This window comes from Brachybacterium tyrofermentans, assembly GCF_014897585.1.
Classification (GTDB): Bacteria; Actinomycetota; Actinomycetes; order Actinomycetales; family Dermabacteraceae; genus Brachybacterium; species Brachybacterium tyrofermentans.
In genome coordinates, this window is record NZ_JABUXW010000008.1 from 65,841 (window position 1) to 80,371 (window position 14,531).

15 protein-coding genes and 1 tRNA gene are annotated in these 14,531 nt (G+C 70.7%); 13 read left to right on the forward strand and 3 right to left on the reverse strand.

Features of this window, described 5'->3' with window-relative positions; translation table 11 throughout:
* Positions 1-104 precede the first annotated feature (104 nt).
* A complete protein-coding gene (locus tag INT49_RS07495; RefSeq protein ID WP_193117109.1) occupies positions 105-1,577 on the reverse strand; it encodes a leucyl aminopeptidase in 1,473 nt (490 codons plus the stop codon).
* A 122-nt stretch (positions 1,578-1,699) separates the two neighbouring features.
* On the opposite strand from INT49_RS07495, the gene INT49_RS07500 reads away from it, so the two are divergent.
* The 13 genes from INT49_RS07500 (at position 1,700) to INT49_RS07560 (ending at position 13,493) form a co-directional block, all read left to right on the forward strand.
* Positions 1,700-2,062 (forward strand): hypothetical protein, encoded by a 363-nt coding sequence (locus INT49_RS07500; protein WP_193117110.1) that lies wholly within the window; start codon positions 1,700-1,702, stop codon positions 2,060-2,062.
* A complete protein-coding gene (locus INT49_RS07505) occupies positions 2,059-2,550 on the forward strand; it encodes a hypothetical protein (protein WP_226849904.1) in 492 nt (163 codons plus the stop codon). Before INT49_RS07500 ends, INT49_RS07505 begins: the two co-directional genes overlap by 4 nt.
* A gap of 17 nt (positions 2,551-2,567) precedes the next feature.
* The gene (locus INT49_RS07510; protein ID WP_319021543.1) at positions 2,568-3,698 is read left to right on the forward strand and encodes a quinone-dependent dihydroorotate dehydrogenase; all 1,131 of its coding nucleotides are present in this window, start codon (positions 2,568-2,570) and stop codon (positions 3,696-3,698) included.
* Positions 3,699-3,742: 44 nt separating this feature from the next.
* Complete coding sequence (locus tag INT49_RS07515) at positions 3,743-5,116, forward strand: replication-associated recombination protein A (protein WP_193117111.1); 1,374 nt, start codon at positions 3,743-3,745, stop codon at positions 5,114-5,116.
* A 200-nt stretch (positions 5,117-5,316) separates the two neighbouring features.
* On the forward strand, positions 5,317-5,943 hold the full coding sequence (rpsD, locus tag INT49_RS07520; protein WP_193117112.1) for a 30S ribosomal protein S4: 627 nt from the start codon (positions 5,317-5,319) through the stop codon (positions 5,941-5,943).
* A 133-nt stretch (positions 5,944-6,076) separates the two neighbouring features.
* Positions 6,077-8,785: an alanine--tRNA ligase gene (alaS, locus tag INT49_RS07525; protein ID WP_193117113.1), complete on the forward strand. Its 2,709-nt coding sequence runs from the start codon at positions 6,077-6,079 to the stop codon at positions 8,783-8,785.
* The gene (gene ruvX / locus INT49_RS07530; RefSeq protein WP_193117114.1) at positions 8,782-9,321 is read left to right on the forward strand and encodes a Holliday junction resolvase RuvX; all 540 of its coding nucleotides are present in this window, start codon (positions 8,782-8,784) and stop codon (positions 9,319-9,321) included. Before alaS ends, ruvX begins: the two co-directional genes overlap by 4 nt.
* Entirely contained in the window at positions 9,318-10,499 is a 1,182-nt protein-coding gene (gene mltG, locus INT49_RS07535) for an endolytic transglycosylase MltG (RefSeq protein ID WP_193117115.1), read from the forward strand. The genes ruvX and mltG overlap by 4 nt, the downstream gene beginning before the upstream one ends.
* 2 nt (positions 10,500-10,501) lie before the next feature.
* On the forward strand, positions 10,502-11,389 hold the full coding sequence (locus INT49_RS07540; protein ID WP_193117116.1) for a shikimate dehydrogenase: 888 nt from the start codon (positions 10,502-10,504) through the stop codon (positions 11,387-11,389).
* Positions 11,390-11,596: 207 nt separating this feature from the next.
* Positions 11,597-11,917 carry a hypothetical protein gene (locus tag INT49_RS07545; protein ID WP_193117117.1) on the forward strand — a complete coding sequence of 107 codons (321 nt, stop codon included), beginning with the start codon at positions 11,597-11,599 and terminating at the stop codon, positions 11,915-11,917.
* A 92-nt stretch (positions 11,918-12,009) separates the two neighbouring features.
* Positions 12,010-12,095 (forward strand) — tRNA-Leu (locus INT49_RS07550).
* 91 nt (positions 12,096-12,186) lie between these two features.
* Positions 12,187-12,654, forward strand: a complete 468-nt coding sequence (locus INT49_RS07555) for a tRNA (cytidine(34)-2'-O)-methyltransferase (RefSeq protein ID WP_193117118.1) — start codon at positions 12,187-12,189, stop codon at positions 12,652-12,654.
* The gene (locus tag INT49_RS07560) at positions 12,651-13,493 is read left to right on the forward strand and encodes an RNA methyltransferase (RefSeq protein WP_193117119.1); all 843 of its coding nucleotides are present in this window, start codon (positions 12,651-12,653) and stop codon (positions 13,491-13,493) included. The genes INT49_RS07555 and INT49_RS07560 overlap by 4 nt, the downstream gene beginning before the upstream one ends.
* A 43-nt stretch (positions 13,494-13,536) precedes the next feature.
* Here the strand turns inward: INT49_RS07560 and INT49_RS07565 are convergent, their stop codons facing one another.
* Positions 13,537-14,028, reverse strand: a complete 492-nt coding sequence (locus INT49_RS07565; protein ID WP_319021544.1) for a hypothetical protein — start codon at positions 14,026-14,028, stop codon at positions 13,537-13,539.
* A 96-nt stretch (positions 14,029-14,124) separates the two neighbouring features.
* Entirely contained in the window at positions 14,125-14,421 is a 297-nt protein-coding gene (locus INT49_RS07570; RefSeq protein WP_226849906.1) for a DUF5703 family protein, read from the reverse strand.
* Positions 14,422-14,531: the final 110 nt, after the last annotated feature.

Sequence of the window (14,531 nt, forward strand, 5' to 3'; positions counted from 1 at the left end):
GACCCTGATGGCCGACGGCGCCGCCTGCGTGTCCCATGCTAGGCCACGAGGCGGCGCCGACAGGCCCGCTCCACGGGATGTTCCATGCCGTGGCGCGGCGAGGATCACTCGCCGGAGGCCGCCGCGCGGTCCTCGAGCACCTGCAGGACCGTGCGCACGCTCATACCGGTCGCACCCTTGCCCATGTACCCCAGGGGGGCGGAGGCGAAGCCGGGGCCCGCGATGTCCAGGTGGGCCCACTCGGTCTCGCCCACGAACTCCTGCAGGAAGACGCCCGCGGAGAGCGCTCCGCCGGGACGGTCCCCGATGTTCCGGAGGTCCGCGACGCGGCCGGTGAGATCAGCGCGCAGCTCCGCCGGGAAGGGCAGCGGCCAGAAGGGCTCTCCGGTGGTGCCGGAGGCCGTCATGACCACGTCGCGTCCGAGCTCGGTGCCCATCACCGCGGCGGTGCGCTTGCCCAGCGCCACCACGGCGGCGCCGGTCAGCGTCGCCACGTCCATCACCAGATCCGGCTTCTCAGCCACGGCGTCGACCAGGGCGTCGGCCATGACCATACGTCCCTCGGCGTCGGTGTTGAGCACCTCGACCGTCTTCCCGTTACGCATGGTGACCACGTCACCGGGGCGCTGGGCACCGCCACCGGGCATGTTCTCGGCGATCGCGAGATAGGTGGTGACCTTGACGTCGAGGCCGAGCCTGGCGGCGCCGATGGTCGCGCCGAGCACGGTGGCTGCGCCGGTCATGTCAGAGGTCATGTCGTCCATGCCGGCGGCAGGCTTCAGCGAGATGCCGCCGGTGTCGAAGGTGATGCCCTTGCCGACCAGGGCGACGGAGCTGCGGGCGCTCTGGGGGGCGTAGTCGACGCGCACCAGACGCGGCGGACGGGTCGACCCCTGGCCCACACCCACGATGCCGCCGTAGCCGCCGTCGGCGAGCTGCTTCTCGTCGAGCACGGTGACGGTGAGGGGCAGGCCCTCCACGAGCTCCTGGGTGCGGCGCGCGAACTCCTCGGGGTAGAGCAGGTTCGGCGGGGTGTTGACCAGGTCGCGGGTGAGATCGACGATCTCGGAGAGCACGGTGGCGCGCTCGGCGGCGCCCGCTGCCGACTCCTCGGAGCTCAGGGCGGTGACCGCCGTGAGGGCGCCCTTGGGGGCCGGGCCACCGGTGGCGGTCTTGTGTGCGACGAAGGCGTAGGCCCCCAGGGCTGCGCCCTCGAGGGCGGCGGCAAGCTGGTCGGCGGTGCCGCCGGGCAGGGCGATCGCGGCGGAGCCGACGCCGGCCAGAGCTCGGGTCGCCGCGCCGAAGGCGAGACGGAGGTCCTCGGCGGAGGTCGCGGCGAGATCCTCCTCACCGAGACCGACCAGCAGCATGGAGCCGGCTCCGGTCAGTCCGAAGGCAGGGATGCGGTGCACGTCGCCGCGGGCGGCGGAGGGGTCGAGACCGGCGATGGCCTCGGTGATCTCGGGTGCGCCGGGCACGCTCGAGGGGGCGTCGCCCGCTCCGCGGAGGAGGGGCAGGATGAGGACGTCGGCCTCGACGTCGCGCAGGGATGTATCGGTCACTGAAATGGTGGGCATGGTTCTATCGTAGAGGCGGCCCGGACCGGATGTCCGCGCCCCACGGAGCCACGTCGGATCGTCGACGACGGTGCCGTGCGCGCTCACGCGAGCGAGAACACAGGAACAGGACGGGCGGGTCGATGCTGGCACTGAGCATCCTGGTGTCGGTGGTGTGCTCCCTGACGGCACTGCTGGGGATCTACTACGCCGTGCGGGACCTCAGCGCGGATCTGGTCCTCCTCGGTGCCTGCGCACTGGTGGCCCTGGTCTGGGCGATCTTCGGGATCACGCTCGGCTTGCGGGACCTGGGCGGTGGACATCCCGAGGATCGGATCACCCTGTACGGCTATCTCCTCACCGGCTTCGCCATGGTGCTCGGCGGCGGCTGGGTCTCGCTGTGGGAGCGCAGCCGCTGGGGGAGCCTCGTCATCGCCGTCGTCTCGCTCGTGGCCATGGTGCTGCTGATGCGGCTCCATCAGATCTGGCCGGGAGGCTTCGCATGACCGACAGGGACACCCGCAGGGACACCGACCTCGGGACGACAGTCGCCGGCAGCAGCTCGCAGGGCTCCCGCAGCCCCCGCAGCGGGAGCCGTGGATTCGAAGCGGTGCTGATCATCCTCTATGCGCTCTTCGCCACCGCGGCGACGGCCCGCAGCGTGGTCCAGATGCTCCGGGACTTCTCCTTCGCCCCGGTCGCCTATCTGCTGTCCCTGGCCGCCGCGCTCACCTACATCGCCGTGAGCATCGCCCTGGTCAGGGGCGGGAGGCGCTCGCGCATCGCCCTGGTCCTGTGCCTGGTCGAACTCGTGGGCGTGCTGGGCGTGGGCACGCTGAGCCTGCTGGACCCGGCCCTGTTCCCGGACGCCTCCGTCTGGTCGGTGTTCGGCGAGGGCTACGGGTACGTGCCTCTGCTGCTGCCCGTCATCGCCCTGGTCTACCTCCTCCGCGGACGGCACCGCGCGCCGCAGACGGCGGACGACGCCCGCTGACCGCGTACGGTATCCCCGTGACCACGAACGACACCTTGCACGAGAGCACGCACGCCACCACGCGGCGCGGGCCGTACGCGGCCCTTTTCCAGCATGTCCTCAGCCGGCTCGACGCCGAGCAGGCCCACCGTCTCACCGTGAGGTCCCTGCGGCTGGCCCATTCCCTGCCCGGCGGTCCCGCAGCCCTGCGCACGCTCTTCAGGACGCCCGACCCGATGCGGGATCCGCGGCCCGCCCGGCGCGTGCTGGGCGTCGAGCACCGCAGTCCCCTGGGGCTGGCGGCCGGCTTCGACAAGGACGGCGAGATCCCGCTGGCACTGCTGGACATGGGCTTCGGCCACGTCGAGGTGGGCACCGTGACCGCGAAGGCGCAGCCGGGGAACCCGGCCCCGCGCTCCTTCCGGTTGATCCCGGATCGTGCCCTGATCAACCGCATGGGCTTCAACAACCATGGCGCCGGGGCGCTGGCGAAGTCACTCGCCGTCGCGCGCCGCACCGAGCGGGGACAGCGCGCCGTGATCGGCGTGAACATCGGCAAGTCCAAGGTGACCGCCCTCGAGGACGCCGCCGAGGACTACCGCTTCTCGGCCCGCATCCTGGCCCCCTATGCCAGCTATCTGGCAATCAACGTCTCCAGCCCGAACACGCCGGGACTGCGCGACCTGCAGACCGTCGACATGCTCCGACCCATCCTGGAGGCCGTGCTCGACGAGGCCCGCCAGGCGGAGCGCCGTCTGGGTCGCGATCTGCCCGTCCTGGTGAAGATCGCGCCCGACCTGCACGACGACGACGTGCGTGCCGCCGCCGAGCTCGCGACCGAGGTGGGGCTCGCCGGAGTGATCGCCACCAACACGACCATCGCACGGCCGGAGTCGCTGCGGACCGAGCGTGCCCGCATCGAGGCGATCGGCGCGGGGGGACTCTCCGGGCCGATGCTCGGCGATCGCTCGCTCGAGGTGCTCCGGCTCCTGCGCGGGACCCTGCCCGCCGAGTCGGTGATCATCAGCTGCGGGGGAGTCACCACGTCAGCGGACGTCCGCACCCGCCTCGAGGCCGGCGCCGATCTCGTGCAGGGCTACACGGCGATGATCTACGACGGTCCGTCCTGGCCCGGCCGGATGGCACGTGAGCTCGGCCCCCTCTCATGACGCGGTGCGTCCGGACCGTCAGCTGCTCGGCCTAGGCTGGGCCCATGGACGAGGATCTCTTCTCGCTCGGCGGAGACGCGCCGGCGCCGCGCACGCTCTCCGATCGCAACGTCGATCACCGGGCGCCCCTGGCCGTCCGCATGCGTCCGCGCACCCTCGAGGAGATCGTCGGGCAGAAGTCCGCGCTCGAGCCCGGAAGCCCGCTGCGCCGCCTGGTCGCGGCCGATGATTCCCGGACCTCACCGAGCTCGGTGATTCTGTGGGGTCCTCCCGGCACCGGCAAGACCACGCTCGCCTATGTGGTGGCGCAGTCGGGGGACCGCGAGTTCGTCGAGGTCTCCGCGGTGCTCGCCGGGGTCAAGGACATCCGTGAGGTCGTGGACCAGGCCCGCTCCCGGCTCCGCACCGTCGGCCGCGAGACCGTCCTGTTCGTCGACGAGGTGCACCGCTTCTCGAAGTCCCAGCAGGACGCCCTGCTGCCCAGCGTGGAGAACCGCTGGGTGACCCTGATCGCCGCGACCACCGAGAACCCGTACTTCTCCGTGATCTCGCCCCTGCTCTCACGCTCCATCGTGCTCACCCTGGAGTCCCTCGAGCGAGCTGATCTCGACACCCTGGTGGATCGTGCACTGGCCGACGACCGCGGGCTCGGAGGGGCCGTCACCCTGGCCGACGACGCCCGCGAGGCCCTGCTGCGGCTGGGCGGAGGCGACGCGCGCAAGATCCTCACCTCGCTCGAGGCCGCCGCGGCCGCCGCCCTCATGAAGGAGTCGCGCGAGATCGACGCGGCCGTCCTGGCCCAGGCCGTGAACCGCGCCGCCCTGCGCTACGACCGTGCCGGTGACCAGCACTACGACGTCACCAGCGCTTTCATCAAATCGATGCGCGGCAGCGACGTGGACGCCTCCCTGCACTATCTCGCCCAGATGATCGAGTCGGGGGAGGATCCCCGGTTCATCGCCCGCCGTGTGGTGATCGCCGCCGGCGAAGAGGTGGGGATGGCCGATCCGACCGCGCTGCAGGTCGCGGTCGCCGCGATGCAGGCGGTGCAGTTGCTCGGCATGCCGGAGGGCCGGATCCCGCTCGCCCAGGCCGTCGTGCACATCGCGACGGCCCCGAAGTCCAACGCCTCCTACCGGGCCCTGGACGCCGCGATCGCCGACGTGCGCGCCGGCAAGGGGAGCGGGGTGCCCGCCCATCTGCGCGACGCCCACTACGCCGGGGCGAAGAAGCTCGGCCACGGGACCGAGTACCGCTACGCGCACGACGCGCCGCACGGCGTGGTGGCTCAGCAGTACGCGCCGGACGACCTCGTCGGGGTGGACTACTACCACCCCAAGGGGCACGGCAACGAAGCCCAGACCGGCCGACGGCTCGAGGCGCTGCGACGGATCCTGCGCTCCACCGACGGCTCCTGATCCGCCGCGACGGGCGACCGGGAGCAGTGCCGCGGTCCCGTCCGGACCGTGCGGAACGGCCCGGTGTGGGCCACTCCACAGGAACTCGAGGTCACACCCGGGCGTCGTGTCGTTGAGCCGGCGCTCTTCCTGCGGTAATCTTGGGTGTTGAATCCGCGGCTGCATGACTGGATTCACCACACGAACAAGAGGTATACCTCGTGACCAACGTCACCCGCGCGCGCCGCCAGGCGCGCCTCTCCCGAGCTCTCGGGCTCCCGCTGACCCCGAAGTCGGTCAAGTACTTCGAGAAGCGCCCGTACCCCCCGGGCGAGCACGGCCGTGCTCGCCGTCGGACCGAGTCCGACTACGCCGTGCGCCTGAAGGAGAAGCAGCGCCTGCGTGCTCAGTACGGCATCCGCGAGAAGCAGATGCACCGCGCCTACCTGGACGCCAAGAAGGAGCCGGGTCTGACCGGTGAGAGCATGGTCGAGCTGCTGGAGATGCGTCTCGACGCTCTCGTGCTGCGCTCCGGCTTCGCCCGCACCACGCTGCAGGCCCGTCAGGCCGTCGTGCACCGTCACGTCCTGGTCGACGGCAAGATCGTGGACCGTCCCTCCTTCCGCGTGAAGCCGGGCCAGACCATCCAGATCAAGCCCAAGAGCCAGGCCATGGAGTCGTTCCAGATCGCTGCCGAAGGCGGCAACTCGGACGTCCTGGCCTCGGTCCCCTCGTACCTCTCCGTCGAGCTCTCCGAGCTCAAGTCGCAGCTCGTCGCACGCCCCAAGCGTGCCGAGGTTCCTGTGACCTGCGAGGTCCAGATGGTCGTCGAGTACTACGCGCGCTGACCTCTCCACACTGCGGCGCGAAGGCCCCGGCGGGTGTACTCCGGTACCCTGACCGGGGCCTTCGTGTCCGTTCAGCTCGTCGGGCGGCCCTGTACGCCCTCCCCAGGTTTCCCCGGAAGGACCTCACCAGACCATGCGCACATCCGAGATCCATCGTCGCTGGCTCGACTTCTTCGCGACGAAGCAGCACGAGATCGTCCCCAGCGCCTCGCTGGTGTCCTCCGATCCGTCGATCCTCTTCACGATCGCCGGCATGGTCCCCTTCATCCCGTACATCGTGGGCACCGAGAAGGCCCCGTACGCGCGCGCGGTGAGCGTGCAGAAGTGCATCCGCACCAATGACATCGAGAACGTCGGTCGCACCACGCGCCATGGCACGTTCTTCCAGATGGCCGGGAACTTCTCCTTCGGCGACTACTTCAAGAAGGGTGCCATCGACTTCTCCTGGGAGCTGCTGACCACCCCTCAGGACGACGGCGGGCTCGGCTTCGATCCCGACTCCCTCTGGTTCACGCTGTGGGAGGAGGACGAGGAGTCCTACCAGCACGTCACCGAGGTCATCGGCCTGGACCCCTCGCGCGTCGTGCAGCTGCCGTGGGAGGAGAGCTGCTGGGACACCGGTCAGCCCGGCCCCGCGGGCTCGACGGGCGAGTGGCACGTCGACCGGGGTCCCGAGTACGGGCCCGATGCTCCGAGCGGCCGGGTGCCCGAGTGGCCGGGCAGCCCGGACGCCGAGGATCGCTACATCGAGATCTGGAACCTGGTGTTCGACCAGTTCCTGCGCGGTCCGGGCGCGGGCAAGGACTATCCGCTGCTCGGGGAGCTCGACCAGAAGTCGATCGACACCGGTCTCGGCGTGGAGCGGGTCGCCTACCTGCTCCAGGGCAAGCAGAACATGTACGAGATCGATCAGGTCTTCCCCGTGATCGAGAAGGCCCAGGAGCTCTCCGGTCGCGCCTACGGCGCCGACGAGGAGGACAGCGTGCGGCTGCGCATCGTGGGCGACCACGTGCGCAGCGCGCTGATGCTGGTGGCGGACGGTGTGCGCCCGAGCAACGAGGGCCGCGGCTACGTGCTGCGCCGGATCATCCGCCGTGCGGTGCGCTCCATGCGCCTGCTCGGCTACGCGGACCCGTCGATGCCCCATCTGCTGCCGATCTCCAAGGATGCGATGGTCGAGTCCTACCCGGGGCTCGAGGCGGACTTCGGGCGCATCAGCGAGATCGTCTACGCCGAGGAGGAGGCGTTCCGGCGCACCCTCGTCACCGGCACCGCGATCTTCGACCAGTTCGCCGACGCGGTGAAGACGGAGGGCGGGCGCAGCCTCGCAGGCCCCGATGCCTTCCGCCTCCACGACACCTACGGCTTCCCGATCGACCTCACCCTGGAGATGGCGCAGGAGGTGGGCCTGACCGTCGACGAGGAGGGCTTCCGCACCGCGATGTCCGAGCAGCGTGAGCGCGCCCGGGCCGATGCAGCCTCCAAGAAGTCCGGCCACACCGACACCGCGCTCTACAACCAGCTCCTGGGGGAGCGCGGCGAGGCCGTGCCCTTCGTCGGCTACACCGAGTCGACCCTCTCCACCACGGTCGAGTCCGTCCTCGTGGACGGTGCCCTCGTGGACTCCGTCCAGGCTCCGGCGGACGTCGAGCTCGTCCTCGCTGCGACCCCGTTCTATGCGGAGATGGGCGGCCAGCTGGCCGACCAGGGCCGCATCACGCTGGCCAGCGGCGGCATCGTCGAGGTCGACGACGTCCAGGCCCCGGTCAAGGGTCTGCCGGTCCACCGCGGACGGCTCGTCGAGGGCGAGGTGCACCCCGGCGCGGGCGCGGTCGCCGCGATCGACACGGCCCGTCGCGGCGCGATCGCGCGGGCTCACACCGCCACCCACATGGTCCATCAGTCCCTGCGCGAGGAGCTCGGGGACGGCGCCACCCAGGCCGGCTCGGAGAACTCTCCAGGGCGCATGCGCTTCGACTTCCGGTACGGGCAGGGCGTGCCGCGCAGTGCGCTGGCGCAGATCGAGGGCCGGGTGAACACCCTCCTCCAGGACGAGCTCGCGGTCACCGACCAGCAGATGCCGATCGACGAGGCGCGGGCGCTCGGCGCCCAGGCGCTGTTCGGCGAGAAGTACGGCGATATCGTGCGCGTCGTCTCCATCGGCGGCGACTGGTCGCGCGAGCTGTGCGGCGGCACCCATGTCGACTCCACCGGAGCCATCGGCACCGTCCAGCTCATGGGTGAGGCGTCGATCGGCAGCGGCGTACGTCGCGTGGATGCCCTCGTGGGCCTGTCGGCCTACCGGTTCCAGGCGCAGGAGCATGCGCTGGTCTCCCAGCTCTCGGAGATGCTCAAGGTGGGCTCCGCCGCGGATCTCCCCGAGCGGGTGAAGACGATGACCCAGCGCATGAAGGATATGGAGAAGCAGCTCGCAGCGCTGCGTGGCCAGCAGCTGCAGGCCGAGGCGGGCAAGCTCGCCTCGAGCGCCACGGACGTCGGGGGAGCGCGGCTCCTCGTCCACGACGCCGGCGAGGGCATCGCGGCCGGCGACCTGCGCACCCTGGCGCTGGATCTCCGCACGCGTCTGGGTGAGGACTCGCCCTCCGTCGTGGCCGTCGCCGGGCACGAGGACGGGCGCGCCGCGCTCGTCGTCGCGACCAACGCGGCGGCACGGGACCTGGGCCTGGCCGCCGGGACGCTGCTGCGCACCGCCGCCGAGGCGATGGGCGGCCGCGGCGGCGGCAAGCCCGACATGGCGCAGGGCGGCGGCGGGGAGCCCGCACGGATCCCCGATGCGCTCTCCGCCGTGCGCGGTGCGGTCGCGGCGACCCTCCCCGCATGACCGGGGCCGATGACCGGCACGAGGACCAGGGGCTTCCCCGGGGAGTCCGACTCGGGGTCGACGTCGGCGACGTGCGGGTCGGTCTGGCCCGCAGTGATCTCGACGGCATGATCGCGACCCCGGTCGAGACCCTCGACCGGGCGAGCGCGACGCGCCGGGTCGCCGACGAGGCAGCCGAGGCGGACGCCCGTGTGATCATGGTGGGGCTTCCGCGCTCCCTGAACGGCACCGAGGGTCGTGCGGCCGAGAAGGCGCGAGCCTTCGTCGGCGAGCTCTCGGTGTTCCTCGAGGGCAGCGGTCAGGACGTCGAGATCCGCCTGCTCGACGAGCGGCTGACCACGGTCACCGCGCATCAGGCGCTGCATTCCGCAGGCCGGAAGGGGCGCAAGCACCGGAAGGTCGTGGACCAGGTCGCTGCCGTGATGATCCTCCAACAGGCATTGGACATCGAACGGTCCACCGGGCGACGCGCCGGTGAACTCGTCGAGTCGATCTCCGGTCGCACCCCATCAACCGATCAGGAGGACGACGGATGAGCGAGGACGAGAACTACTCGTTCGACGAAGTCGCCGAGCATCAGACCTCCGGTGGCACCCCGCACCGTGGTCGCCGGCGGGCGGAGACGCCCCCGCCGCCGAAGCGCGGGGGTCTGCTGCGTCGCGTCCTCCCCGTGCTGCTCGTGCTCGCCGTGCTCGGAGGTCTCGGGTTCGGCGGGTACGAGGGATATCGCTGGCTCACGTCGAACGTCACCGTCGAGCAGGAGGACCCGGAGTTCCCGGGCCCCGGCACCGGCGAGGTGGTCGTCGAGGTCGCCCCCGGGGACACCGGCACGGACATCGCCGCAACGCTCGTCGACAAGGGCGTCATCAAGTCGTCGGGCCCGTTCATCACCCAGTTCTCGAACACCCCGGATGCCGGGAAGATCGAGCCCGGGGTCTACCGCGTCAAGAAGGAGATGACCTCCGGTGATGCGCTCGACGCGCTGCTGGACCCGTCGAATCTCGCCGGGCACCGGGTGATCATCCCCGAAGGCCTGAACCTCTCCCAGATCTGGCCTCTGCTGTCCGAGGCCTCGGGGATCCCGGTGAAGGACTTCGAGGAGGCCGCGAAGGACTACACCGCCTACGGCATCCCGAAGAACTCGGCCGGGACGCTCGAGGGCTACCTCTGGCCGGGGCGCTATGACATCCCCGAGGAGGCCACCGCCGAAGAGGTCATCCAGATGATGTGGGACAGCATGGAGGAGCAGCTGACCTCCCGCGACATCCCCGAGGAGTCCTGGCACGAGACGCTCACGATCGCCTCGTTGGCCGAGCTCGAGGTGCGGGAGCCTGAGGACTACGGCAAGGTCGTCCGCACGATCCGCAACCGGCTCGAGGGCACGGGCGAGGCGAAGGGCACCCCGATGCCCCTGCAGTTCGACTCCACGGTGCACTACGTCACCGGCAAGGCGGCCAGCGTGGGCACGACCTCGAAGGAGCGCAGCAACGACAGCCCGTACAACACCTATGTCCACACCGGTCTTCCGCCAGGGCCGATCGGGGCCCCGGGCGCAGGGTCGCTGGACGCGGCAACGGATCCGCCGGCCGGCGATTGGCTGTACTTCGTGACGGTGAACACGGACACCGGCGAGACCAAGTTCGCCGCCACCTGGGCGGAGCACGAGGCGAACGTCAAGGAATGGCAGGACTGGGCCGACGCGAAGAAGGGCTGAGCATGAACGACAGGACCATCTGCGTCCCCACGGGGCCGCGCTTCGGGGTGATCGGCTCCCCGGTGCAGCATTCGCTCTCCCCGGTGCTCCATCGCACCGCCTACGAGGTGCTCGGCCTCGACGGGCCGACCTACGACCGCTTCGAGGTGTCCGCCGGTCAGCTCGCCGGCTTCCTGGCCGACGGTCCCGGCCGGGAGCTGTCCGGGGTCAGCGTCACGATGCCCGGCAAGCCCGAGGCCTTCGCCCTCGCCGCGGAGACCGATGCGACGTCCCGTGCGCTCGGCATCTCCAACACCCTGATCCGGCGGGAGGACGGCACCTGGCGCGCCGAGAACCATGACGTGTACGGGATCGTCGCAGCCCTGCGGGATCACGGCGCCCGTGCGCCGCGCACCGGTGCGGTGCTCGGCTCCGGCGCCACGGCGATGAGCGCTGTCGCCTCGCTGCTCGAGCTGGGGGTGCGGGTGATCCTGCTCAGCGCCCGCAGCCCGCACAAGCTCGCTCCTCTCGAGGCTCTCGCCGCCACGGAGAAGGTGTCCGTGCGTCACGTGCCCTGGTCGTCCAGCCAGCTGCTGCTGGATGCCGAGGTGGTCATCAGTGCTCTCGCCGTCGAGGGTGCGCACGCCGTCGCGGAGGAGTGGGAAGGGCGATCGTCGCTGACCGCGCCGACGCTGTTCCTGGACGTGCTCTACGATCCGTGGCCGGCGCCGTTGGCTGCCGTCATCACGGGCCTGGGCGGCGAGGTCGTCGATGGGCTCGAGATGCTCGCCCATCAGGCGGACCAGCAGGTCCGTTCGATGCTGGGCGTGCCGGCCGCCCCCGTCTCCGCGATGCTCCTCGCCGCACGCTCGGAGCTGGCGGGCCGGGGCACGGCGACGAGCGGGGCCTGACGCACGGACCCGCCCGAACCCCCGCTCTCCTCGGAACCGTCGGCGAGGTGCTTGTCCCGAAGGGTAAAGACGCAGTAAAGTCATCGACGTCGACCGGACCCTGTCGACACCGCCGGACGCAGCACGAGGACGTGACCCATGGACCTGGAGCGGGTATTCGCAGACAGCACCGACAGTGTGCTCGGTCGCCGTGCGGAGTCTCCGGAGATGATCGGTCCAGATCTCACCACACCTCTCCTGCGTCGGTGCACGGCCCTGGCCGCGCGAGCTCGCGTGGACCTCCTCTCCGGAGGTCGGCATGATGCCTGCGACGAGCTCGAGCACCTCCTGGTGGCGATCGACGCCTGGGACCGGTCGGGGATCGTGGATCCCGACCCGACGATGGTCGTCCTCGCCGCCGCCGCGCTGCAGGATCTCGGCGAGAGGCTCCCGTCCTCGGTCGCCAGCACGCTGGGCACTCGGATCGCGGCGGTCCTGGAGCTGCTGCACACCTTGATGGATTCGCGTCGCATCGACGCCCTGGCGTGATTGTCTTCACGTTTCTGCTGGCAGGACGCTTTTCGGTAGACGACCACCGTCTCCTGCGTGCTATATTTCTCGAGTCGCTACGGCGGTCACCTGTCCGGGTGGCGGAATTGGTAGACGCGCTAGCTTGAGGTGCTAGTGCCCGTATTAGGGCGTAGGGGTTCAAGTCCCCTCTCGGACACGGACGAACCCCTTCTGATCGGTGAGAACCGGCAGGAGGGGTTCTTTGTCGTGCGCACGGGACGACGCGCGGTGCGTGGGAAGATCGGTGCATGGTCCATGTCTTCCTCCACGAGCCCGCCATCGCCGGGAACACCGGCAATGCGATCCGGCTCTCCGCCGTCACCGGGGCGCGTCTCCATCTCATCGAACCGCTCGGCTTCGATCTCGAGGATTCCAAGCTGCGACGGGCGGGGCTGGACTATCACGACCTCGCCGACGTCTCGATCCACCCCGATCTCGACCAGGCGCTCGATGCGCTCCCCGGGGCCCGGGTGTTCGCCTTCACCGCGCGCACGGACGTCTCCTACGAGCAGATCGAGTACGCCCGTGACGACGTGCTGCTCTTCGGCACCGAGCCCACCGGCCTGCCGGAGGACGCGATGGCCCATCCCCGCATCACGTCCAGGGTCCGGATCCCGATGCTGCCGGCCCGTCGGTCCCTGAACCTGTCCAACGCGGTCTCGATCGCGGTGTACGAGGCCTGGCGTCAGCTCGGGTTCGACGGGGCCGGCGCATGAGCCGCCCCGACTCCCCGCATCGCAGCTCCCTGCCCGCCCGGCTCGAGCGTCGCAACGCGCTGTTCCAGCAGTGGCAGGCGCTGCTGGGCAACCGGACGAAGCGCACCCGCAGCGGCGAGATGATCGTCCATGGGGTACGCCCGATCAGCCAGGCGATCGCGCACGGCGCGGAGATCCGTGCCCTGCTGTCCGACGGCCGGGAGCGGCCCTCCCGATGGGCTCAGGAGCTGCTGGAGGACCCGCCTGCCCCGGTGGTCGTCCTCGCCTCGGAGCTCATGGCGGAGCTGGGGGAGCGCCAGGAGGGCGCCCCCGAGCTGCTGGCCGTGGTCGCCGTCCCGTCCGATGACCTCAGCCGGCTCGCGCCCTCGCCGACCGCGGTCGTGGTCGTCTTCGACCGCCCGTCGGGCCCGGGCAACATCGGATCCCTCGCCCGGACGGTCGATGCGCTCGGCGCAGAGGGCCTCGTGATCACCGGTCACAGCGCCGATGCCTGGGATCCGGCGGCGATCCGCGCGAGCACCGGGTCGATCTTCGCGGTGCCCGTGGTGCGCCAGGCCTCGCATCGGGAGGTGCTCGCCTGGGTGCAGGAGCAGCGCGAGCAGGGCGTTCCGTGGACCGTTGTCGGCCTGGACGAGGCCGGCGGCTTCGAGCTCGCGCAGACGGATCTGACCGGCCCGGTGCTGATCGTGGTGGGCAACGAGACGATCGGGATGAGCGCCGGCTGGCGCGAGGCCTGCGATGTGATCGCCGAGATCCCGATGGGCGGCAGCGCGTCCTCCCTCAACGCCTCCGTCGCGGGGTCCATCGCTCTGTACGAGGCACGACGCCAACGACGCTGAGGGGGGCGGGGCGGCGCGGACCCGGACGTCACGACCCCGCACCTCAGCCGCCGGTCCCGAGCGCCGCACCGACCAGCGGTGCACCGAGCAGGCCCAGGAACGGGCCGGCCAGCAGGATCGGTCCCACGGCGAAACGCACTCCCGAGCGCCTGGTCGCGAGCATCACGACGCCTCCGGCGAGCCCGCTGATCACCGCGATCCCCAGCAGCGACGCGAGGAGCACCTCGCCGCCGAGCGCCGCGCTCATGAGCACGACCACCGGCAGGGTCTTGGCATCGCCCATCCCCAGCAGCGGCGGGGCGACCAGCGCGAGGAGGATCGCTCCGGCGCCCAGCAGCAGGGCCAGGATCGCGGCCGTACGCAGCGTGCCCCGCGCGGAGGGCAGCAGGACGGCCTCGAGCAGCAGCGCGGCGCTCACCGCGAGGGTCATCCCGCCCACCCAGACGTTGGGCAGGCGATGCTCCCTGCTGTCGATCCAGGCGAGCACCAGCGCTGGCGGCAGATAGACGCCGAGCAGCACGGCGAGGGTGATCACAGGGAGCTCAGGAGGGTTGCCACGGTGCCATTGGACCAGAATCGACGGCCTCGGCGTCGCGAGGGCGGCTCCCTTGTGGACGGAGCCGAGCCCCGATCAGAGCACGGAGACGTGGTCGAGGGTCGATTCGACGCGGAGGATCCGCCGGCGCAGCCACACCTTCTTGCCACCGCCCAGGTAGAGGCGCGTGCGGGCATGCTCCCAGCGGCCGTACTCGGCCTGCTCCGTGAGCACCGCGCGCACCTGCGACACCGAGCTCTCCCGGGGGACCGTGATGATCTGGAACTCGTAGTCCTCCGCACGGCGCCCGCGTTCGAGCGGGAGGTCCCGCAGACCTCGCGGATCGCGCACGTGCTCGATACGTGCGGCCAAGGGCTTGTGGAGTCCGGACAACGAGATCCTCCTGTGATCGATGATCTGGCGGGACGAACGGGTCCACGATCCTGCCGCCACGGGGACGATATCGGACCGGGGACCTTGTGCTTCCTCTGTCCATTCTGCCG